Below are 21,624 nucleotides of genomic sequence, written 5' to 3' on the forward strand. Positions count from 1 at the left end.
AGGAGGAAAACCATCATGAAAGTTCTAGGCATTGGTGATAATGTGGTAGATAAATATGTTCATCTGCGCATGATGTATCCTGGCGGCAATGCGCTTAATTTCAGTGTGTTTGCCAAAAAAGCGGGAGTAGATGCAGCCTTTATAGGAGTATTCGGAGATGATAATGAAGCACAGCATGTAGAACACATTCTCTGTGAGCTGGAAATCGACATTTCACGGTGCAGATATCACAGCGGTGAGAACGGCTGCGCACGTGTAACCCTGGAAGACGGAGACAGAGTATTTCTGGGCAGCAATGAGGGAGGAGTTACACGTCTCTATCCGCTGGAGCTGAGTGAAGATGACAAGGCCTATGTTGGCGGATTCGACCTTATTCACACCGGCTTGTACAGTCATACAGGGCACTTGCTGCCTGAATTGGAGATGCTGGGAATCCCTCTTTCTTTTGACTTTTCGGATGATTTCGTAGATGCACAGGTGGAGAAATATATTGCGTACACCGATTTCGCTTTCTTCTCTTGCAGCCATATGACGGATGAAGAGACACAGAACTATATCCGCTCCAAGCGAAAAAAGGAGGGGCAAATCCTGGTAGCCACACGCGGCGGAGATAGATCTATTGCCTATGATGGTATTAAGTTCTATTTTCAAATGCCTGATTCCGTTGACGCTGTGGATACGATGGGGGCAGGAGACTCTTATATAACCGCCTTTTTACTGAGCTTTTTGAAAAATGGTAACATTCAGGACGCTATGGCAGAGGGATCGAGGGTTGCCGCCCAGAGCTGTCTGGTAGAAGGTTCTTTCGGATACGGCGTCCGTTACTAAAAAATTATGTTCAAATATCTTCACTTGTAAGAATATGTAACATTTGATACTCTAAGTGGGAGTAATATAACGTTATATGACAAGTGAGGGCACATTATGTTGAATTCAGACCAAGCAGAGCCATTATATATTCAGTTACAAAAAGCAGTCAAAACCGCTATTCATAATGGAACATTTACGCAGGGAAGTCGTATACCGACCGAAACTGAGCTAAGCGAGACCTACAATGTAAGTCGAATTACTGTAAGAAAAGCCATTGCCGAATTGGTTCATGAAGGTTATCTGACCAAACGTCAAGGAAAAGGTACCTTTGTCAATGTACCCAAAATTGGGCGGAAGATTGAACATGTTATCAGCTTTACGGCTGCCTGCAAATCCAACGGCCTCTCTTCACACAGTGTGGTCACAGAACGTGGAATCATAGAAGCAGATGAGGAAATTGCACATCAGTTGCAGCTGCCACAAGGAGAAAAAGTGTTATATATTCAGCGCAAAAGATACGCCGGTGATCGACCGCTAATGCTGGAGAATAATTTTTATCCTTATGACCGATTTTCTTTTCTAATGGAAGAGCAGTTGGAGGGCTCTGTATACGAACTGTTGCGTCATAAATACAGCATTGATCCTAACCAACCGGGAGAGACGATATTACAAATCTCTTTGGCGGATGAATACCAGGCAAAGCTGCTGGAGACGGCCATCGGACAGGCGTTGTTCTACATGCACACGATTATTTATGATCAGCATGGAAGCCCCGTTCATGTAGGTAAACAGTACATCATTGGAGATCGTTATCAATTCTCAATATAAATCCGTTTGCCTGTTATGTAATGTTGTTATTCAGGTACGGCGCAGCTTCTGCTTCCACTCCATGAGAGAAGCAGAAGCGACATTATAACGTTATATTACGTTATGTTATGGGGCGAATAAAAAATGAGGGGGTGAAATTGTGCAAGGGAAGAATGACACATTAGCGGACAAAGTTTTACTGTCAAATGCTATTTTTAATGGCTTAGAAAATGAAGCCTCGCCTGGGTTTATTGCACTGCGGGGAGAATGTATTGCAGCAGTGGGGCGTCCCGAGGAGGCACAAACTTGGATAGGAGCGGGAACGGTTGTCTGTGATTTGGGTGATGCTTTTATCATGCCAGGAGTTCATGACAACCATGTATTTTTTACCGGATATATGTCGATGCATCGGGGCGTGGATTTGACTCATGCAGCCTCGATTGAAGAAGCAATGGAATCCATGCTACAAGCGGCAAACAATCTTCCGCCAGGGAAAGATGTAACCGCTTACGGGTGGAGCGAGGAAAGATGGGGCAAGCTGCCTGAGCAAAGCTTGTTGGACGAGCTGTTCCCTGATCGGGCGGTAATTGCCATTAACCTAAATAAAAGCTACTGCTGGATGAACCGACTGGCTCAGGAGAAATATCAATTTTTGCCGGATCAATGCAGTGCTGAGGCACGCGCTTTGCTGCTCCAAGCTATGATGCAGGACTACAGCCTTGTCAAACAAGAATTTATGGAGTTTTGCCGCATACTAGCTGCACGAGGAGTTACTTCCATAAAGGATATTGGCTTTGACCGGCATAGCGAGCTACTGCCGATTCTAGAAGAATTGAAAGAAGCAGGAGAACTGCCACTCCGATTTCATTTTTCGCTTGAACCCGTTGTTGAATCGCTTGATATTGGCACCGGTATGAAGTATAAAGCACTTTATAATGGGGACCTTATTCGTTTTCAAGGATACAAGCTGATGCTTGACGGCGTTGTAGCCGATCATACAGGGGATATGTTGGAGCCTTACGCAGATATGCCTGAAGTCACGAATTTAAGAACGGTTGATTATGAAAAAATTGAAGCCTCAGTTCTGGAAGCGGACAGCCAAGGTATCAAATGCTGCCTAACTGCAGAAGGGGATGCTGCAATTCGCCAAGCGGTATCCATGATTGAAAAATGCCGCGAACAACAAGGTAATAATCTTATCAGACATTCTATCAGTGATCTAGAGTATCCTCATCCAGATGATTTGATCAGAATGGGCAAAAACGAAATTTTTGCCGAAGTCTACGCCCAAATCCTGCTACTGAATCCTTCCTACGAAGATGCTTATATGTCTGCTGTGGTAGGCAAAGGTAATGAAAACCGCTTTTATAATTATAAATCCATGCTGGAAGCTAACGTGCCGGTCACCATAGGTACTGATCTGCCTTTATTTATCACCAGTGTTCCCGATTCGCTATATGCAGCCTCTCACCGATTATTCCCGGATGGCTCGCCTGCAGGAGGCTGGTATCCTGACCAAGGGATGCCGCCATTCGAAGTTTTAAAGGCATGGACCATTAATGGAGCCAAACATTGTTATATGGAAGAGGTTACAGGTACGCTGGAGGCTGGAAAATATGCTGACATCGCCGTTTTTGATCGCGACCTCCTTAACGCATCCGCTGGTGACATCAGGGACGCCCAAGTGATATTGACCATTATGGGAGGGAAGGTTACGTATAACCATTCTTGGAATGAGGGATAAACATGAACATCAAGAATATGAAATGGAAATTATCCTTGCCCCATAGCTATACTTTAATATTTTTGATTATTATTACAGTCGCCGCATTGACATGGATTGTGCCCAGCGGACAATTTGAGCGTCATGAAGTAACAGTAAACGGTGTAACCAAAACGGCGATCGTTTCGGGAACCTATCACACTGTACCCAAAACTGGTGAGAACGGTGATTTAAGACAGGGAATCCCCCAAATCCTTAGCGCTCCGATTGAAGGGATTATCAATGCCGCCGATGTGGTCTCTTTTGTTCTTATCGTGGGCGGCTCCTTCGGGATTATACTGCAGACGGGAGCCATCGATCGTGCTCTGACGGCTCTTGCCAGGCGACTGAAGAATAAGGGGATTTTGCTTATTCCAATTGCCATGGTTATATTCAGTCTCGGCGGCTCTACCTTTGGGATGAGCGAAGAAATTATTCCGCTTTATGCGATTTTTATTCCATTAATGTTTGCCCTAGGATTCGATTCTATGACTGCTATTCTCATTCTATTTCTGGGAACGCAAATTGGCTATGTTGGTTCGACTGTTAATCCATTTTCAGTATTGATCGCCCAGGGGATCGCAGGAGTGGAGGGGAATCCTCAGCTCTGGCTGAGATTTATTGAATGGCTTGTATTTACTATGATTTCTATTGCCTTTACGATGTGGTATGCGCACCGGGTTAAGAGAAATCCGGAGAAATCCATTGTTTTTCAGAGTGATATTATAAATCGCGAGCAGTTTATAAAAGAAAATACAGGTGAGGACGTCGTCTTCACGTTTCGGGACAAATTAATTATAGGTGGATTTATTGTAACGCTTGGAGCAATTGTCTGGGGAATTTTGGCCAAAGGCTGGTATATGACTGAAATCGGCGCCCTTTTCTTCGCACTCGGTCTTTTTGTCGGGATAGTTACCAGGATGAGCCAGAAGGAAATAGCTGAGAATTTTGTAATAGGGTGTGGAGAATTCATCTACGCTGCAGTGATCATAGGTCTCGCCCGCGGAATTCTGATCATCGCCGAGCAGGGTATGATCATCGATACCGTATTGAATGCACTCGCAAGCATTCTGGAAGGATTGCCAAGTTACTTGTTCACTACCATTATGTTGGTTGCACATAATATTATTACTTTCCTGGTTCCATCTTCTTCAGGGGAAGCTGCACTAACAATGCCTGTACTTGCACCGCTTGGCGATCTTGTAGGTATCAATCGTGAAGCAGTAGTCACAGCGTACCAATTCGGTAACGGGTTAACCAACCTAATTTCACCGACAGGTGGAGTGCTACTGGCGGGATTGGCCATTGCCCGGATCAGCTTTGGACAGTGGCTGAGGGTAATCTTCAAGCTATTCCCCATTCTGTGGTTAGTTGCTGCTATTTTTGCTGCGATTTCGGCTGCGGTGGGTATCTAATAAATCAAGTGAGAACCCTTGTCTTTTAGAGACAAGGGTTCTTTTTGTGCATAAGTTTACGTGATTAATGAATAATATGGATAGCATTTTCCTAAGGAGGAAATAAAATTTGATGCATGCTGATAATAGATTACTCATTGCTGCTCTAGGCGGTGTTAATGAAATCGGGAAAAACATGTATTTCATCCAATACGATCAAGATATTGTCGTTATCGATTGTGGCTCCAAGTTTCCTGATGAGAACTTGCCTGGTATTGACCTTATTGTGCCCGATGTCACCTATCTGCTGGAAAATCAGGATAAAGTCAGAGCGCTCATTGTGACACATGGGCATGAGGATCACATCGGAGGTATTCCCTATTTGCTGAAGCAGATTAATATGCCTGTGTATGGGACAAAGCTCACCATCGAATTAATTAAGATTAAGTTAAGGGAGCACAACCTTTTACGTGATGCTGAGCTTCATCTTATAGATGCAGATTCAACCGTTCAAGCGGGAACGATTCAGGCATCCTTTTTCACCACGGTCCACAGTATCCCGGATTGCCTGGGTGTCTTTTTTCAGACACCGGAAGGAAATGTGGTCCATACCGGAGATTTCAAATTCGATATGTCTCCCGTCAGTGGACCTTTTCCCGATCTTCATCGAATGGCTGAAATAGGAAAGAAGGGGGTAAAAGTGCTGCTCTCCGAAAGTACAAATGCGGAAAGGCCAGGATTTACTCCTTCAGAACGTTTGGTTGGCGGACATATTTTGGATGCTTTCGCCAGAGCCAAACAGCAAGTATTTATTTCTACATTTGCATCCAATGTGAACCGTGTCCAACAAGTCATTGACGCGGCTGTGGAAACAGGTCGCAAACTGGTTTTACTCGGACGCAGTATGATAAATGTGGTTTCGGTGGCCAAGGAGCTGGGCTTCTTGCATATGCCTGAGGATTTGTTGATTGAGCCGGGGGAAACAGAGCGGTTTCCCGCAGAAGAAATTGCAGTTTTATGTACCGGTAGCCAGGGAGAGCCAATGGCCGCATTGTCACGTTTAGCCAATTCTCTGCATCCCAAAATCGAAATTTTGCCTGGTGATACGGTCATCATTGCTGCGGGAGCCATACCGGGGAATGAGCGAAACCTTTCCCAGGTCATTGACAACCTGTATGTGCTGGGTGCCCAGGTTATTTATGGATCAGGCAGCTCTACAGGGATGCACGTATCCGGTCATGGTAGCCAGGAAGAACTGAAATTAATGATGACTTTGATGAAACCACAGTATTTGATTCCTATACACGGTGAATTCAGGATGTTGTATCAGCATCGTCAGCTAGCGGAGTCTGTGGGGATTCCGATGGAGAATGTATTTATCGTCCATAACGGTGACACGATTCAAATTGAAGAGGGAAGGGCATCCCTGGGGCCCAAAGTACCAGCCGGTAATAGCTTGGTAGACGGGTTAGTAACTGGTGACGTAGGTAATATTGTACTACGAGACCGTAAAAAGCTTTCTTCAGACGGAATGCTGATTATTGTGATGACGTTGAGCAAAAACGAGAAGCAAATGCTCGCAACGCCAGAGGTCATTTCAAGAGGCTTTGTATATGTTAAGGATTCCGAAGAGCTCATGAGTCAGATCCACGACACGATTATGTCCACAGTGAACGAGTTAACAGAAATCGAAATGAGTCAGTGGGGACTGATTAAGCAGATGTTAAAAGATGATGTTGGCCGGTTTATTTACAGTCAGACGAAGAGAAGACCCATGATTTTACCTATCATTATTGAGGTTTAGGAATAGCGGCAAACGTCAAAACAAGATGGATCTTGTTCAATACGCGATTACTCAAAAAAAGACTTAAATCAGCAATACAACTGATTTAAGTCTTTTTGATTTCCTTCCTACTTTTCCTATAAGAATGCGGATGTAATGGCGGTTGCAGCGCAGCGGAGGATTTGAATCTGGAGAAGCAACAGCGATCGTAAGATCAAAGCCTACGCGCAGCGTCTTAATCGCTTACAGCCGCCTGGGTTCCTGCTGTATGCCCTGTTGTAAACGCCGCTGTAATATTATAACCACCTGTGTAACCGTGAATATCGAGAATCTCACCGCAGAAGAACAATCCAGGCATCAGCTTGGACTCCATTGTTTTCGGATTAATTTCCTTCAAATTCACACCGCCCCCGGTAACAAATGCTTCCTTCAGAGAGAGCGTACCGTTCACACGGATTGGAAACGCCTTAATGCGATGAGCAAGTTCTTGCCATTGCTGCTTGGGAATATGATCATAGGTCAAGTCCTCACGCAGTTCGGCTTGCTGGAGCAACAATGGAATCAAGCGTTCCGGTAAATAAGGTTTAAGCACATTTTTGATCGCTTTTTTAGCATCGACCGATGCCAATTCCAGCGTCTCACGGTAGATTTCATCGGCATGTTTGTGAGGCTGCAAATCGAGAGTCAACAACACCGTGTTTACCTTATCCTTTTTCATTCCCTTGACGACAAACTGACTGCACCGCAAAGCAGTTGGGCCAGATAGACCGAAATGTGTAAAAATCATATCTCCTTCATGGACGACAACTTTCTTTTGCTTCGCATTCCATACGGTCAGACTGATATCACGTAAGGATAGTCCCTGAAGCTCTTTCGTCTGGATGAACGTCTCGCCTGAGGTCAACGGCACCTCTGTTGGATACAGTTCCGTAATTGTATGCCCTGCTTGTTCTGCCCATGCATAGCCGTCACCTTCCGAGCCTGTATGCGGGACGGATTTGCCGCCAACGGCTACAATGACATTACGGCTTTGTAGGATTTCACCGGAACGCAGCCGCACCCCAGCCGTATGACCTTCATTGTAAATAACCTCTTGAACAGGACAGCTTGTCCGAATCTCGACTCCTTGAGAGCGTACCTTGTTGATCAAAGCATCGACAACTGTTTTGGCTTTGTCCGTCACTGGAAACATACGCCCATTATCTTCTTCCTTTAAGGCTATACCCAGCTGTTCAAAAAAGGCAATGATATCCCGATTGCCGAAAGCCGCCAGTGCACTGTGCAGAAAACGGCCATTGCCGGGAATGTGCCGAATGAGTTCGTCCAGCTCTTTGGCATTCGTGACATTGCAACGGCCTCCACCAGAGATCCCCAGCTTTCGCCCGAGCTTATTTCCTTTTTCCAGCAAAAGCACCTTGGCGCCCTCACCGCTGGCAGCGGCAGCAGCCATTAATCCGGCTGAGCCGCCTCCGATCACAATAACGTCGTAAGTCATAAACCTCTTCCTTTTCGTCGACAAATTTTCAAAAAATTCAGAATGGTGTAACCGATTTTTCATCATATCGTAATACCGTCGCTTTAGATAGCCTTAGAGCACAGTAAACACGTATATATTTCAATTTTCAAGAATTTATAACACGTAAAAACGTTCCTCTTATATACATCTGGTATTTAGCAGATTTTGTCGTTCTACACCGGGATTTTAACACATATATTGTAATATATTGTAGCCTGTGCTTTAATTCAACTAACGGCGTCAAGGAAAGATGATGAGGGGGAGAAGTCCTTGTTAATTGCGTTGAAGGAAAGTGTGCTCCAAGTTCTCCTTGCCGTTATATCGGCGGGTTTTTTCTCTATATTAACGGATTATGGGGATAAGAAAAAGGTTTGGGGTGGCAATCTGCTTCCTGGACCCAATCAAGGAATACTGTATCTGTGTTGCTTGCCAGCCATATTGCTATGTACACTCTTTCAATATCAGTCTCCGTATGGTCTACCTTCCAATCTCGGTATTATTCCCCTTGCTGTTGGCATCATGTACGGTAGACGTCGCACTGCCTTCGTGCTCGCCGCTTCCGCACTGATGGGTGTCCTGATTATAGCCCAGTCGACAGAAATGTCCCCGATGTATGTGGGCACGGGTTTTATCCTTTTTCCTTTTATGCTGCTGCATGTTAAGTTTTTTCAAAGAGGAACCTTGTTGGACAAAAAGCTCCTGATCTCCGCATATGTTGTGGCTGATATGCTGTTTAAGGCGATATTTCCGCTACTGTGGGGCAAACAGGATATTGCGGTATACATTCCTGACTTACTTGCAACGTTTTGGAATATTGGTGCAGGGGTGCTGGCAAGTTTTACGGTCGTGAGTCTGATGCATAATGCCTTTGAGAAGCTGGCGCTGCGGCGTGATGTGACTGAGTTTACGAGCAAATACTTGATTGAAGTGGATAAGTTGCGTCAAGTTATGGATTTGATGCCGTTATCTCTTGTTACTCTGGACAGCGAAGAACGAGTTATACATATGAACAAAACGATGCTGGAACTCTACCAGGACTTCGATCCCTACATTACACTGCCTGAGGTAGTAGGCCGTCCATTGACCTCGTTATATGGTTTTAGCGCTTTGCCTGTGGTTAATGAACGAGTTGCAAAAGCGTTGGAAGGAGAGGCGGGTGCTGATTTTATAAATGTTACTCCCAAAGTATTCTTCTCAAGTTTCCTTCCTATTCGGGATAAACATGTAAACCAAACGACAGGCGTCATTATCGCCTTGCAAGATATTACAGAGCTGGAGACGCTGCGCAGTGAGCTAGGCAATTTTGAAAGGCTCAGTCTGGTCGGACAGATGGCAGCGGGCATTACTCATGAAATACGTAATCCGATGGCGGTTGTGCGTGGTTTTTTACAGCTTATGCGTGAGAAAAGTCCAGAATCTCTCAACCATTACTACCGCATTGTGATGGAGGAACTCGATCGGGCGAACGGGATTATTAACGATTTTCTTTCACTGGCTCAGAATCGGATTGTCGAGAAGGAGCAATGTCATCTGCATGATATTATTCGCGAACTGACGCCTTTACTGTGGGCAGATGCGAATCTGAGGGGGCAGACGATTGAGCTAAAGCTGGAGGAACATGTGACGATGCTCCATTTAAACCCTAAGGAAATGAAGCAGTTGCTGCTTAATTTATCACGTAATGCGATGGAAGCTATGGGGGAAAAGGGGGTGCTGACCATTTCGACTCATGAGGAAGGGGATTTCGTGGAACTGGAAGTAAAGGATACAGGTCCGGGAATTCCACAAAAACAGCTTGAAAAGCTGTTCCAACCTTTTTACACCACCAAAACGAAAGGTACAGGTCTGGGGCTGGCCTTATGTCAAAGTATAGTGGAGCGTCATCACGGTACGATTGCCGTAGATTCGGTGGAGGGAATGGGCACGCAGTTTAAAGTCCGATTGCGCAGAACCGTCCCGACTTACCGGGATCATGCTGAGCCTCCTGTCATAAATTCGATACAGAAATAATCGTGCAAATATATAGCCGGATTTTTGCAAATTACGTGAAAAAGATTGTATAATGAACTTTAGATGTCCATGCCTTTACTACGGCAAAGGATGAAATTAGAAACGTAGTATACATGATTTTTGAAAAAGGAGTGAAAGAATATGTCTATGTCTTTCGATCAATATATGAGAGATTCAGTTCAGCCCATGCGCGATGAACTGACGAATCTTGGGATTCAGGAACTGCGTACTTCTGAAGATGTGGAGGCCAAGCTGCCTAATGCTAAAGGGACAGTGTTGGTTGTTGTGAACTCGGTATGTGGTTGTGCCGCAGGTCAATGCCGCCCGGGTGTGGCTGAAGCACTGAAGCATGATATTACGCCAGATCATCTGTATTCGGTTTTTGCCGGACAGGACAAGGAAGCAACAGCAAAGGCTCGCGAATTTTTCGCACCTTACCCACCATCATCTCCTTCTATCGCGCTGTTGAAAGACGGCGAGCTGGTTCACTTCATCGAGCGTCATCAAGTGGAGGATCGTTCGGCAGATCAGATCGCTGCTGATTTGACCAGTGCATTTGATCGTTTTTGTCGGTAAGACTGCTCAAGCTATGCCCCGCATTTTTCGCCTGCGAAACTTGCCGGGGCTTTTGCATGTTGGCTTGTGAAGGAAATTCCTAAAAAAGAGGTGCTTATCTGATGAGTTTGCAGGAACAGATTATTGCTGAATTGGGAGTACAGCCTACGATTAACGTAGAGGCGGAGGTCCGTAAGCGTGTGGATTTCCTCAAGTCGTATGTAACGAAAACGGGAAGCAAAGGGCTGTTGATCGCCATCAGTGGCGGGATTGACAGTGCCGTAGCAGCCGCTTTGTGCAAGCGGGCTACAGATGAATTGACGCAGGAACAAGGAGACGAATACAAAACGCTGGGTGTATTCCAGCCATATGGCCAACAGGAAGATATCGAGCATAGCTACGCGGTAGCCAAAGCCTTCGACCTGAAATATGCTGGGGAAACGAACATTAAGGAAGCCGTGGACAAGGTTGCCGTGGAAGTGGAGCATACGTTAAAGGATATCGGTCTGGAGCGTTCCATTACTCCGCAAGTGAGAGGGAATGTAAAGGCAAGAACACGTATGGTGGTTCAGTACGCACTCGCGAATGAGCTGAATCTGCTTGTCGTTGGCACAGATCACGCTTCAGAAGCCATCACAGGCTTTTATACCAAATGGGGCGATGGTGCAGTCGATATTACGCCACTTAGTACGCTTAACAAACGTCAGGTGCGCTTGCTGGCCAGCTATCTCGGAGTTCCGCAGGCCATTTTGGACAAAGCGCCTACAGCAGGATTGTGGGAAGGCCAGACGGATGAAAAAGAACTGGGGATCTCCTACGAAGCAAACAGCGACTACCTGGAAGGTAAGGAAATTGACCCGGCGGCACGCGAAAAGCTGGAAAGCTTCTTTACACGTACAGCGCATAAGCGGACAAGCATCCCAGGAGTGTAAGCATTAATCATTATGGAATTGTAAAATGCTCAAGTGAGGATTTTGCAAAAATCCAATAAGCGATTTTCAATAAACAATATATAGATCGAAATGGTCTAGTTCGTCTATATATTGCATTTGGAGCGACTGGAATCGAATTTTGCAAAATCCTGAAGTAAATAAATGCGGCGATCCGCCCGGCGGATCGCCGTTTGTATTGAAGGGGCAATCATTTAATTGGCGATCCACTCAATGAAGCGGCGGGTTTCGGTAATCGCTTGATCCAGTGGAAGGCTACCTCCCTGGAATGGATGAACGGTATTAAAGGTATGATTGCCGCCTTGAATTTGTACCCATTCGATGTCGGGACGAACGGATGTGAGCAGGGCAGAGCCTTCCCGTAGACGTTTGGAATCTTCGGTTCCCTGGATCAGTACAGCTGGGAGCTGGCTGTTGGCAAGTCTGTCTACAATGGCAAAACGCTGTCGATTTTGTTCCAGGTCTTCCAGAATGACAGCATCCAGCGGAAGCTGTTGTCCGGTTCTAGCGTTCTCCACATAGCTGCGCCCCTTGGCGCGCATTTCTTCTTTTTGCGGTAAAGTAAACAAATCAAGATCTGTCACGCCATTCCATGAAATGACGCCAGCAATCTCGCCGGGATGATCTAGAGCATATACAAAGCAGCTTCCCGCGCCTCGGCTATGTCCTAACAGAAACAACGGCAATTCTCTGAACTCATGACGTGCTCTCAGATTGGATAGCAATAGTTCCAAATCCTCTTGTTCGCGGCTATAGGTGTTGCGTGCGAACTTTTCCAGTTCGGTAAAATTCTCTAGATCCTCACCTATGCCATTATGTGAAAAGTTGAAGGTCACAACATGGTTATCCATACTCAATGCTTCTGCTATATAGGGGAACATGCCCCAATCCTTAAATCCTTTGTAGCCGTGAGCGATAATGAGCAGGCTTTTGGCTGTATTTTTAGCGGGAAACCAGGAAGCCCGGATCACCGCATCTGTTCCTGCTTCGGTACCTGCTTCAACAATAATGGTTTCTGACATCCTATCCTTCCTTTCTACGGGAATTTTTTTAAATGGGTATATCAGCTGAATTTCAAAACATTCACCTATAGCCTTTCTTATTTTAACATATTTTGGTGCCGCTTTTACGCCTTTGTGACTCGCCAGGGTGTGGACGCACTGTTACAATAGATCCAGTAAAGTAAAAAGGACGGGGAATACCCAAATGATCTACGGAATTGGACATGATGTGCTGGAAATAAGCCGTATAGCTCATATTTTGGCAGGTAAATATGCAGATGCGTTTTTGGATCGGGTGCTGACCCCGGCAGAACGTGAGCTTGCTGTGGAACGCAAGGGTAGACTAACGGAGTTCGTAGCAGGGCGCTTTGCCGCCAAGGAAGCGATAACGAAAGCCTTCGGTTGCGGAATTGGGCAAATCATAGGGTTCGGCGATATGGATATTTTACCGGAACCTGGGGGGAAGCCAGCAGTTTATTTGTCTTCATCCGCGTGGGATAGACTGAGATTGCCGTCTACAGGTGACTCGAATTACAGTATTCACTTGAGTATTACACATCAGCCTAACATTGCCTCTGCTTTTGTGATTGTCGAATATAAGGAGATGTGATGTGATGACTACAAATACATTGGAACAAAAGCGTTATTTCAGCTTTGAACTGTTGAATTGGTATACACGTAACAAGCGCGATTTGCCATGGCGCCGCCATCGGAATCCTTTTTATATCTGGATCTCGGAAATTATGCTTCAGCAGACGCGTGTGGATACGGTCATTCCGTATTTTAATCGCTTTATTGCACGTTTTCCTACAATTGAAGCGTTGGCGGAAGCACCCGAGGAGGATGTGCTTAAGCTGTGGGAAGGGCTGGGTTATTATTCGCGGGCCCGGAATTTGCAAACTGCGGCAAAACAAGTAGTTGAGCTTCACGGCGGGCAGGTGCCGGATGATACACAGGCTGTCGCTGCACTGAAAGGAGTAGGCCCGTATACGACGGGGGCGATTATGAGTATCGCCTTCAATCGACCAGAGCCTGCTGTGGACGGAAATGTGATGCGTGTGCTGTCGCGTTATTTTCTCATTGAAGAGGATATTATGAAGGGCAGCACGCGGGCGCATATGGAAAGTCTGGTACGGGAGCTGATTCCCGAAGGAAGGGCCTCTGATTTTAATCAGGCTCTGATGGAGCTGGGGGCGCTGGTCTGCACGCCGAAGTCGCCTCATTGTCTGACCTGCCCGGTCATGGAGCATTGCTCGGGCAGGTTGGCAGGCCGCGAGGAGACACTGCCAGTCAAGACCAAGGCGAAGCCGCCTCGGCTGGAGCCACGTTCCGTAGCCCTCATCGAGGGCAGCGGCGCGAACGCAGGCTGCCTGCTCGTACGACAGCGGCCAGCCAAGGGCCTGTTGGCCCGCATGTGGGAGCTGCCGCATGAGCTTGCCGGGCCGGAGGGCTACAACGGCCCGGTGCCGGATGAGCCCGCCATGGACCATCTGGCGGCTCATTTGCTGGCAGAGGGCGTACTTGCGCGCCCGGTGCGGTTTGTACGTGAGGCGGAGCACACGTTCAGCCACATTCACTGGAACCTGCGTGTGTTCCAGTGTGAAGAGGTCGCCGCCCCTGCCGGGGAGGCGGGAGGACATCCGCTGGCTGCCGAACAGCGGGCCAGCTATAGCACCGGAGCGAAGCCGGGTGCGTTGATTGCGCTGGCTGAGCAGGCGGAGCACACGCGCAATGCGCTGCCAGCGGGGTACCGCTGGATCAGCGAAGCGGATATGGCCACCTTGGCGTTTCCCAAGGTGTTCCTTGATCTGATCACCGAGTATTATACGAAGCAAAAAGGGAACTGATGTTAATTGAATAGCTGTCAGCCAAAAAATAAAGTATTAGACTGAGCCTAGAAAATGGAAACAGCGACAACCAAGGACGAGAAAATAAAGTCCTAGACTGTCGCTGTTTCCATTGAACTAACGTTTCCCGTTAGCTTAATGAGATTACACTTAACCCTTTTTCTTTTTCTCATGACGGATTGTAATATGAAGTGTAACACCTGCTTGAAAGAAAAAAAGAGCCCTGGCCGGATTCGTGTAAAATGAAGGTTCCTACACCAACAGGGGAAAAGTGTCCGAGTCATCACGAAGGAACGGAAGATATCTATCGACGATCTGCTGTGAACTGAAATGCGCTGATTCATTCCATTCCTATCAGGTAGGCCAAGCCCATATCCCTTGATTCTAAGACTCTAGAAGTCTTGACTAAAACACTTTAAGGATCACTCGGATAGAAATCTGGAAATTTTCTCACAGAGGCGGTCAGGTACTTCCAAAGGAGAAAAATGGCCGGTTTGAGAAATAACATGTAGTTCTGCATGAGGTATACGTGGCAATAATTCACTTGTCATACTTTCTAATCGATCCATGGGATCAGATTCTCCTGCTAGAACTAGTGTGGGTACATTGATGTTTTTCACTTCTGCAGATATGTCCTCTTGCATGGCAGTTTTTGGCCATGCTGCACGAGCTAACGGTGCACTGTTTTGCATATCTTCAAGCACCATTTCGCGAATATGTTCTTCTAAAGGCAGTAACGCAAGATTACTAAGAGCAATCTCTGCCCCCTCACGATTATCATAAAAATGCACCATTGCATTCCTTAGTTCTTGTGGCATATTTTGAGGACTTGGAGGAGATGGTGCAACTAAGATTAAGGCTTCTAAACCAGAAGGATTACGCGAGGCCAATAACTGTGCTGCTTTGCCACCCATGGAATGTCCAACAAGCACATAACGTTTCAAACCAAGCTCTTGAATAAGAGCATGTGCATTATCAGCCAGGTCTTCAATCGTATAAGATGTAGCAGACTTATCAGAGCTCCCCCATCCGCGTTGGTCATAAGCTATACAACGGTGTTCTTCTTTTAAAACGTCAATCATTTTACTCCAGGTTCGTGTTGACCCTCCGTAAAAGTGCAAAAACACAAGCGCGGTATCTCCTTGTCCTTGCTCTTCAACATGAAGATCGAGTCCATTTACATGATAGAACATCAAAATCACTCCTTAAAGTATCAGGTCATCAATTAAATGTCAATTTTCTTGTAACATTTTTAGTTTGATTTGGCTCTTGAAAATCAATACACTAAAATAAGCATGAATAAGAAAGAAGGACCGTGCAAAAATGGGAAATCGAAGCCAACAGTTCTCTGTAGCCGTTCATATCTTATGCTTTCTTGAATTCAATAAAAACGGACGAACCACATCGGAATTACTTGCGATGAGTGTGAACGCGAATTCGGCAGTTATTCGCAGAATTATGAGAAAACTAACTAAAACAGGTCTTATTACATCCACGCTTGAAACCAATGCAGCGATACGGCTTGCAAAAAATGCAAATGACATTACACTATTGGATGTATACCGTGCTACTGTTGAAGATCATCAAGAGTTTTTTATCATTCACCAAAATACAAATCCCACGTGTCCGGTGGGAAGTAAAATGCCTCATTTATTAGATGGAGTATACTCTCAAGTGCAAGCGACCATGGAAAACGAATTGTCAGGCATTACAATAGAACATCTGGTCGAGGATGGAATTATAGAAACGAGGGGAATATCGTCAATAAAGGGGTTAATTCAAGGTGATTCAGTTTGAAATTTTAAAACTGTTGATAAAGAGGTAACCCACTTTGCCCTCCACGCTAGCGACCTAATGTCAGAACGTCTAGCTTGGAGGTGACTTACTCTAAATTTCTAAGAAACAATATGGATGCAAACATGGAGGTAAGTCAACGAACCAAGTTCCGTTTGGAAATGGGGCCAACAAACAGTGACGAAACTACGCTCATATGATCCCCGTCAAAGTTTCTTTCAGTAATAACATCTTCTATTATTGACCTATAGTTCCTCGTTTATAATTGAAGTACTACACTTTATTCCTCGATAAAAATTCTCTTTACTACAGCTCAAATCGTCGTCGGAAAACATTGAACAAAAGCAGCCGATCGACGTGATCGGCTGCTTTCGTGATTTCATTGGGTTATCGTTTCCTAGTTCAATTCCATCAGTATTTGATTTGCGTAAGAATCCCACTCTACAGTGGGAATAGATGACTGTTTCGCAGTGTCACGGAATTTTTCCTGATCCTCTAAGTACTGTAAACACGCTTCCTTTACCGTGGAATGATTTTTTTAGCACATACGATTTCCACGCTTCGCTTCGACTTTCAATAAATCTGGACTCAACTACATCTGCTGACAAAGGTTAAGAGTATACATTTTCATTCAGTCTTACTAGACGTTTTTTCAGCGTGGTGTGTTTGACTATGTAATCTCTTTCCTGCGGAAAATACTGATGTTTTTCCTGCGCTAGATAACCAATCGATAATTACTCCTCGAACCATAAAGTCGCCTCCTCAAAGTATTATCGCCTGCCCGTTAGCAGAACGACGGCAACCGATTCTATGTTGGCTGCCGTCGTTTTATGATAAGTCCAATAGTAGGACCTTCCAGAGGCTTGACCTCAATATATGTGTCCTAACATTAATATTTCCCAAACCCTTTTTCGCAAGTAATATCCGACGTGAGAATGTCATACAGGTTTTGCTTGGATTCATCTAATTTTTGTTGAACGGCTTCAATCTCCGAAATTTTTTTTTGTATCAGCTTTACATGCTCATCCTTCGATATTCCGTTTTTCGAGATCATGGATTGGATATCCCTAATCGAAAAGCCAACTGCCAAACAATGTTTAACAACGTTCAAATGATGAATGATGTCTGAAGTATAAACCCGATAATTATTTTGATCCCTTAATACGTATTCATCCGTGATAATGCCTATTTGCTCATAATAACGGATCGTTGAAATCGGAAGATCAATACTTCTTGCTACTTCACTTATCTTCATAACCATCACCCCGTTTTTAGCGCTTGCTATAAAGTATACTTTATAGTTTACCATCTTGCTAGTAATGATGAGTAACATCATTTCCAAACTCAACCGAAAAAGGAGAGAAAACTGCATGAGTATCCATACAGGAAACTACCACAAAACAAACGACTTCAACAAAATTGTTTTGGAACGTCGTTCCGTTAAAGTCTACGATCCCGAAGTAAAAATCAGTCGGGAGGAAATGAGCGAAATTTTAGCGGAAGCTTCCCGTGCCCCATCTGCCATAAACATGCAACCCTGGCGTTTCCTTGTGATCGACAGCGACGAAGGAAAAGAAAAACTTGCGCCACTAGCCTCCTTCAACCAGACACAAGTTTTGACATCTTCGGCTATCATTGCGGTATTTTATGACGCTAACAATGTTGCATATATGGACGAGATTTTCTATAAAGCAGTAGAACTTGGCTACATGCCGCAGGACATCAAGGACATGCAATTGCAGCAGACCAGGTCGTATTATGCGAGCCTGACTCCATCTGCTTTGCGCGACATAAACATGCTAGACTCTGGTCTTGTTTCGATGCAGCTGATGCTTGTAGCTCGTGCCCACGGCTATGACACCAATCCAATGGCGGGTTACGACAAGGAACGAATCGCGGAGGTTTTTAACATGAACAAAGAGCGCTTCCAGCCGGTCATGCTGCTTTCGATTGGTAAAGCGAGTAAAGAAGGCCATCCATCCTACCGTTTACCAGTAGATACGATTACCAGTTGGGCTTGATCGAATTTTTGAGGGATTGGATGTAGAGCGAAAAACAATATCAGTCTAGAACTTTATTTTTCAGTCTAGAACTTTATTTTCTTTTGACAATAGCGGCAGTATGGACATGAGGTTGCTCCATACTACCGCTATTTTTTGTTTCTGGAATGAATATGCCTAATTTAGTTGCGAACGAAGCGTGTTATTCCTGGGGATTTTTTCGGTATTCGGATGGAGTCACCTTGTTGACCGTTTTGAACATTTTGGAGAATAGGAGTACATCTTTATACCCTACAGACCGCGCAATATCTCCGATTTTAAGGGAAGTATTTCTTAGTAGGGAGCACGATTTTTCAATCCTCAAATGTAATAAAAATTCCTGCGGTGACTTATTTAGTTGCTGTTTAAATAAACGATGCAAATACGAACGGTCAATTGAAATGTACTTGGCAATTTCACTTACGGTAATGAAGTGTGAATAGTTTTGCTGAATGAAGAGAAGCGCTTCTTTAATATACCGCTGCTGTCTTACTTCATGGTTGACTTCCTGATTAGGGTAATGTTCAAACATCAGATACAGAAATTCATACAGCTTGGATGCAAGCAGCAGGTCTTTGTTGGATTTCAGTGTAGAAGAAACGACGATGCTTTCCATACAGCGGGCAAGGCTGCCCTCTGCTTCAAACCAGAAAATGGGATTGTCCCTATTGATACAGGTCCGGCTTAGATATTCTTTTGCTTGCACCCCATTAAAACCAATCCAGATATATTCCCATGGGTCGACTTCATCCGCTTCGTAGTAAATTAAAACCTTCGGTTCAATAAAGAAAGCATCGTTTTTCTCCAAATGATAGATTTTATCGTTGACTTTAAAGATCCCTTTTCCTTTTAAAATAAAATGCACCATATACCCGCTTCGAATGGCTGGACCATAAGAGTGTTTGCTGGTACAGCTCTCTTTGCCACATGTGTATAGATTGAGATCCAGATTGTTATAGGAATGATTGGAAAAATGCGAACTCATTTGGTTTCACCTCTTAATTCATCTCTGCATATTATCACACTGTTTCATATAGAGTCTACATTATTCCATATAATTATTAAAACTATTCAATTATTATTAGACTGTAAACGATAAGCAAACAACATAATTTATAATTTTGGGAAATCGTACTATTAGCGCTATAAGGGGGTTGCTATGGCTATATACATCGATAAAGAGAAGCTTTTATTCCATTTACAAGGCAGCAATACAAGTTATGTCATGCAGGTTATACGAGGTGGTTATTTATCCCATCTGTATTGGGGAAAGAAAATTCAGAACTATCGGGGGAGCAATAAAATCATCTTTATGGATAGAGGATTTTCACCCAATCCCGATGGCGAGGATCGAGCCTTTTCACTGGATAACGTCCCGCAAGAATATCCGTCATTTGGGAATAGTGATTTCAGGATTCCTGCGTATCAGCTTCAATTGGAGAATGGTTCTACCGTGACTGATTTCCGGTATAAAGAACATCGGGTTTTCCAAGGCAAACCAAAATTGAAAGGGCTTCCTTCTACTTATGCGGAGAATGATGGCGAAGTAGAAACACTGGAAATCGTCCTTGAAGATCCATTAATTGATGTAAAGGTCGTACTATCCTATAGCCTATATCAAAAGCGGGATGTCATTACCCGTTCAGTCCGTTTCGAGAATGAAGGTCGGCAACAGCTAAAACTGCTTAGAGCGTTAAGTGCTAGTGTGGATTTTCGTGATGATGAATATGAACTCATTACCTTGTACGGTGCGCATAATAATGAAAAAAATATAGCAAAGCGAAAAATTTTACCTGGAATTCAAATGGTAGATAGCTGCCGTGGAGCCAGCAGCCCTCAACAGGCACCCTTTATGGCACTTGTAAGAGAAGGAACAGATGAAGAACAGGGTGAAGTGTACGCCTTTAATCTGGTGTACAGTGGGAACTTTACGGCCCAGGCTCAGGTAGATTCCTATCGGAACACAAGAGTCACGATGGGGATTAATCCTTTTGATTTTACATGGCTGCTTGAACCTGAGGAATCGTTCCAAACGCCTGAAGTGGTCATGGTATACACCGAAAACGGCTTGGGCGGCATGTCGAGAATTTATCATGAATTATACAGGAATGGATTATGTCGTGGGCCTTATCGTGACAAAGAGCGGCCGATCCTGATTAATAACTGGGAAGCCACTTACTTTAACTTCGATGCCGACAAGATTGAGCAGTTGGCGAAGGAAGCTCAAAGTGTAGGAGTGGAACTGTTTGTATTGGATGATGGGTGGTTTGGAAAACGGGATGATGACAATACTTCATTAGGCGATTGGGTGGTGGATCGTCGCAAACTTCCAGATGGATTGCTGGATCTTGCAAACCGCATACGAAATCTGGGTATGGAGTTTGGTTTGTGGTTTGAACCTGAAATGGTATCCATAGACAGCGATTTATACAGAAAGCATCCCGATTGGTGTATCCATGTCCCCGATCGTCCGTATACGTTGGGAAGAAATCAGCTGATGTTGGATTTATCAAGGAAGGAAGTGTGTGAGTACATTATTAAGTCGGTTTCCGATATTTTATCGGACGTTCCAATTACTTATGTAAAATGGGACATGAATCGTCACATGACGGATGTGGGTTCGGCAGCCTTGCCACCTGAGAGACAGAGGGAGACTGCGCATCGTTATATCCTGGGACTCTATAGTGTTATGGAAGAGCTTACATCAAGATTTCCCCATGTCTTATTTGAGAGCTGTTCTAGTGGAGGAGGCCGTTTTGATGCCGGCATGCTCTATTACATGCCTCAGACCTGGACGAGTGACAATACGGATGCCATTTGCCGACTGAAGATTCAATGGGGAACAAGTCTTGTCTACCCTCCGATTACTATGGGGGCACACGTCTCCACGGTACCCAACCATCAAGTGGGTAGAATAACTCCCTTGGAGACAAGAGGTTATGTCGCCATGGCCGGTAATTTTGGATATGAGCTGGATCTGACGACATTAACCGTTGAGGAAAAAGAAATAGTAAAAAAACAGATAGCTCTATATAAAGAAATTAGATCGCTCATTCAATTTGGGAAGTTTTACAGAATAATTAATCCGTTTGATGAAAATGAAGCCGCATGGAACTTTGTGTCGGAAGATCAAACGGAAATGGCGGCCAGCTATTTCAAGGTTTTATCCCAACCCGCAGCCGCGATTAAAACGTTAAAATTCAAAGGTTTGAATCCAGACTACGTTTATAGAAATGTAGAAACCGGTGAGCTGTTCGGCGGTGATGAATTAATGCATGTCGGCATAACGCTTGCCAGGGTAAAGCAGGACTTTTTAGGCATGTTCTGGAGATTTGTTAAAGAAGACATCTGATTCA

Annotated in this window: 18 protein-coding genes; 13 read left to right on the top strand and 5 right to left on the bottom strand. The window is 44.8% G+C overall.

Annotated elements, in window-relative coordinates; genetic code table 11:
* Positions 1-15 precede the first annotated feature (15 nt).
* The 5 genes from T3H97_RS03470 to T3H97_RS03490 all read left to right on the top strand — a co-directional run bounded on the left by T3H97_RS03470 (position 16) and on the right by T3H97_RS03490 (position 6,577).
* The gene (locus T3H97_RS03470; protein WP_328801704.1) at positions 16-828 is read left to right on the top strand and encodes a fructoselysine 6-kinase; all 813 of its coding nucleotides are present in this window, start codon (positions 16-18) and stop codon (positions 826-828) included.
* A 96-nt stretch (positions 829-924) separates the two neighbouring features.
* Complete coding sequence (locus T3H97_RS03475; protein ID WP_250243149.1) at positions 925-1,638, top strand: GntR family transcriptional regulator; 714 nt, start codon at positions 925-927, stop codon at positions 1,636-1,638.
* Positions 1,639-1,777: 139 nt separating this feature from the next.
* Entirely contained in the window at positions 1,778-3,361 is a 1,584-nt protein-coding gene (locus T3H97_RS03480; RefSeq protein WP_328801705.1) for an amidohydrolase, read from the top strand.
* A 2-nt stretch (positions 3,362-3,363) separates the two neighbouring features.
* Positions 3,364-4,794, top strand: coding sequence for a YfcC family protein (locus T3H97_RS03485; protein WP_328801706.1), 1,431 nt, complete (start codon positions 3,364-3,366; stop codon positions 4,792-4,794).
* Positions 4,795-4,906: 112 nt separating this feature from the next.
* On the top strand, positions 4,907-6,577 hold the full coding sequence (locus tag T3H97_RS03490) for a ribonuclease J (protein ID WP_250245154.1): 1,671 nt from the start codon (positions 4,907-4,909) through the stop codon (positions 6,575-6,577).
* Positions 6,578-6,791: 214 nt separating this feature from the next.
* Here T3H97_RS03490 and T3H97_RS03495 read toward each other — a convergent pair whose 3' ends face one another.
* Positions 6,792-8,051: a BaiN/RdsA family NAD(P)/FAD-dependent oxidoreductase gene (locus tag T3H97_RS03495; protein ID WP_328801707.1), complete on the bottom strand. Its 1,260-nt coding sequence runs from the start codon at positions 8,049-8,051 to the stop codon at positions 6,792-6,794.
* Positions 8,052-8,342: 291 nt separating this feature from the next.
* Between T3H97_RS03495 and T3H97_RS03500 the strand changes: the two genes are divergently transcribed.
* The 3 genes from T3H97_RS03500 to nadE all read left to right on the top strand — a co-directional run bounded on the left by T3H97_RS03500 (position 8,343) and on the right by nadE (position 11,569).
* Positions 8,343-10,082, top strand: coding sequence for a two-component system sensor histidine kinase NtrB (locus T3H97_RS03500; protein ID WP_328801708.1), 1,740 nt, complete (start codon positions 8,343-8,345; stop codon positions 10,080-10,082).
* Between the two features lie 141 nt (positions 10,083-10,223).
* Positions 10,224-10,658, top strand: coding sequence for a BrxA/BrxB family bacilliredoxin (locus T3H97_RS03505; protein WP_013308727.1), 435 nt, complete (start codon positions 10,224-10,226; stop codon positions 10,656-10,658).
* 101 nt (positions 10,659-10,759) lie between these two features.
* The gene (nadE, locus tag T3H97_RS03510) at positions 10,760-11,569 is read left to right on the top strand and encodes an NAD(+) synthase (RefSeq protein ID WP_025722646.1); all 810 of its coding nucleotides are present in this window, start codon (positions 10,760-10,762) and stop codon (positions 11,567-11,569) included.
* Positions 11,570-11,781: 212 nt separating this feature from the next.
* Here the strand turns inward: nadE and T3H97_RS03515 are convergent, their stop codons facing one another.
* Positions 11,782-12,609 (bottom strand): alpha/beta hydrolase family protein, encoded by an 828-nt coding sequence (locus T3H97_RS03515; RefSeq protein WP_025722645.1) that lies wholly within the window; start codon positions 12,607-12,609, stop codon positions 11,782-11,784.
* A 184-nt stretch (positions 12,610-12,793) separates the two neighbouring features.
* Here T3H97_RS03515 and acpS point away from each other — a divergent pair, with 184 nt between their 5' ends.
* Positions 12,794-13,198, top strand: coding sequence for a holo-ACP synthase (acpS, locus tag T3H97_RS03520; protein ID WP_025722644.1), 405 nt, complete (start codon positions 12,794-12,796; stop codon positions 13,196-13,198).
* A 4-nt stretch (positions 13,199-13,202) separates the two neighbouring features.
* Complete coding sequence (mutY, locus tag T3H97_RS03525) at positions 13,203-14,435, top strand: A/G-specific adenine glycosylase (RefSeq protein WP_328801709.1); 1,233 nt, start codon at positions 13,203-13,205, stop codon at positions 14,433-14,435.
* Between the two features lie 422 nt (positions 14,436-14,857).
* Here the strand turns inward: mutY and T3H97_RS03530 are convergent, their stop codons facing one another.
* A complete protein-coding gene (locus tag T3H97_RS03530) occupies positions 14,858-15,628 on the bottom strand; it encodes an alpha/beta fold hydrolase (RefSeq protein ID WP_328801710.1) in 771 nt (256 codons plus the stop codon).
* Positions 15,629-15,758: 130 nt separating this feature from the next.
* Here T3H97_RS03530 and T3H97_RS03535 point away from each other — a divergent pair, with 130 nt between their 5' ends.
* Positions 15,759-16,232: an Rrf2 family transcriptional regulator gene (locus tag T3H97_RS03535; protein WP_328801711.1), complete on the top strand. Its 474-nt coding sequence runs from the start codon at positions 15,759-15,761 to the stop codon at positions 16,230-16,232.
* Between the two features lie 886 nt (positions 16,233-17,118).
* Here the strand turns inward: T3H97_RS03535 and T3H97_RS03540 are convergent.
* A complete protein-coding gene (locus T3H97_RS03540) occupies positions 17,119-17,484 on the bottom strand; it encodes a MerR family transcriptional regulator (protein WP_025722641.1) in 366 nt (121 codons plus the stop codon).
* A gap of 115 nt (positions 17,485-17,599) precedes the next feature.
* On the opposite strand from T3H97_RS03540, the gene T3H97_RS03545 reads away from it, so the two are divergent.
* Complete coding sequence (locus T3H97_RS03545) at positions 17,600-18,250, top strand: nitroreductase family protein (RefSeq protein WP_025722640.1); 651 nt, start codon at positions 17,600-17,602, stop codon at positions 18,248-18,250.
* A gap of 181 nt (positions 18,251-18,431) precedes the next feature.
* On the opposite strand, the gene T3H97_RS03550 is transcribed toward T3H97_RS03545, so the two are convergent.
* Complete coding sequence (locus tag T3H97_RS03550; protein WP_328801712.1) at positions 18,432-19,253, bottom strand: AraC family transcriptional regulator; 822 nt, start codon at positions 19,251-19,253, stop codon at positions 18,432-18,434.
* 174 nt (positions 19,254-19,427) lie between these two features.
* Between T3H97_RS03550 and T3H97_RS03555 the strand changes: the two genes are divergently transcribed.
* Positions 19,428-21,620, top strand: a complete 2,193-nt coding sequence (locus tag T3H97_RS03555) for an alpha-galactosidase (RefSeq protein WP_328801713.1) — start codon at positions 19,428-19,430, stop codon at positions 21,618-21,620.
* Positions 21,621-21,624 lie beyond the last annotated feature (4 nt).

It is taken from the genome of Paenibacillus sp. LX16, from assembly GCF_036252815.1.
In the GTDB taxonomy this organism is placed as follows: domain Bacteria; phylum Bacillota; class Bacilli; order Paenibacillales; family Paenibacillaceae; genus Paenibacillus; species Paenibacillus polymyxa_B.

Coding starts and splice junctions, on each gene's coding strand:
- T3H97_RS03470 (WP_328801704.1), top strand. CDS start 16: ATGAAAGTTCTAGGCATTGGTGATAATGTGGTAGATAAATATGTTCAT.
- T3H97_RS03475 (WP_250243149.1), top strand. CDS start 925: ATGTTGAATTCAGACCAAGCAGAGCCATTATATATTCAGTTACAAAAA.
- T3H97_RS03485 (WP_328801706.1), top strand. CDS start 3,364: ATGAACATCAAGAATATGAAATGGAAATTATCCTTGCCCCATAGCTAT.
- T3H97_RS03490 (WP_250245154.1), top strand. CDS start 4,907: ATGCATGCTGATAATAGATTACTCATTGCTGCTCTAGGCGGTGTTAAT.
- T3H97_RS03495 (WP_328801707.1), bottom strand. CDS start 8,051: ATGACTTACGACGTTATTGTGATCGGAGGCGGCTCAGCCGGATTAATG.
- T3H97_RS03505 (WP_013308727.1), top strand. CDS start 10,224: ATGTCTATGTCTTTCGATCAATATATGAGAGATTCAGTTCAGCCCATG.
- nadE (WP_025722646.1), top strand. CDS start 10,760: ATGAGTTTGCAGGAACAGATTATTGCTGAATTGGGAGTACAGCCTACG.
- T3H97_RS03515 (WP_025722645.1), bottom strand. CDS start 12,609: ATGTCAGAAACCATTATTGTTGAAGCAGGTACCGAAGCAGGAACAGAT.
- acpS (WP_025722644.1), top strand. CDS start 12,794: ATGATCTACGGAATTGGACATGATGTGCTGGAAATAAGCCGTATAGCT.
- mutY (WP_328801709.1), top strand. CDS start 13,203: ATGACTACAAATACATTGGAACAAAAGCGTTATTTCAGCTTTGAACTG.
- T3H97_RS03530 (WP_328801710.1), bottom strand. CDS start 15,628: ATGTTCTATCATGTAAATGGACTCGATCTTCATGTTGAAGAGCAAGGA.
- T3H97_RS03535 (WP_328801711.1), top strand. CDS start 15,759: ATGGGAAATCGAAGCCAACAGTTCTCTGTAGCCGTTCATATCTTATGC.
- T3H97_RS03540 (WP_025722641.1), bottom strand. CDS start 17,484: ATGAAGATAAGTGAAGTAGCAAGAAGTATTGATCTTCCGATTTCAACG.
- T3H97_RS03545 (WP_025722640.1), top strand. CDS start 17,600: ATGAGTATCCATACAGGAAACTACCACAAAACAAACGACTTCAACAAA.
- T3H97_RS03550 (WP_328801712.1), bottom strand. CDS start 19,253: ATGAGTTCGCATTTTTCCAATCATTCCTATAACAATCTGGATCTCAAT.
- T3H97_RS03555 (WP_328801713.1), top strand. CDS start 19,428: ATGGCTATATACATCGATAAAGAGAAGCTTTTATTCCATTTACAAGGC.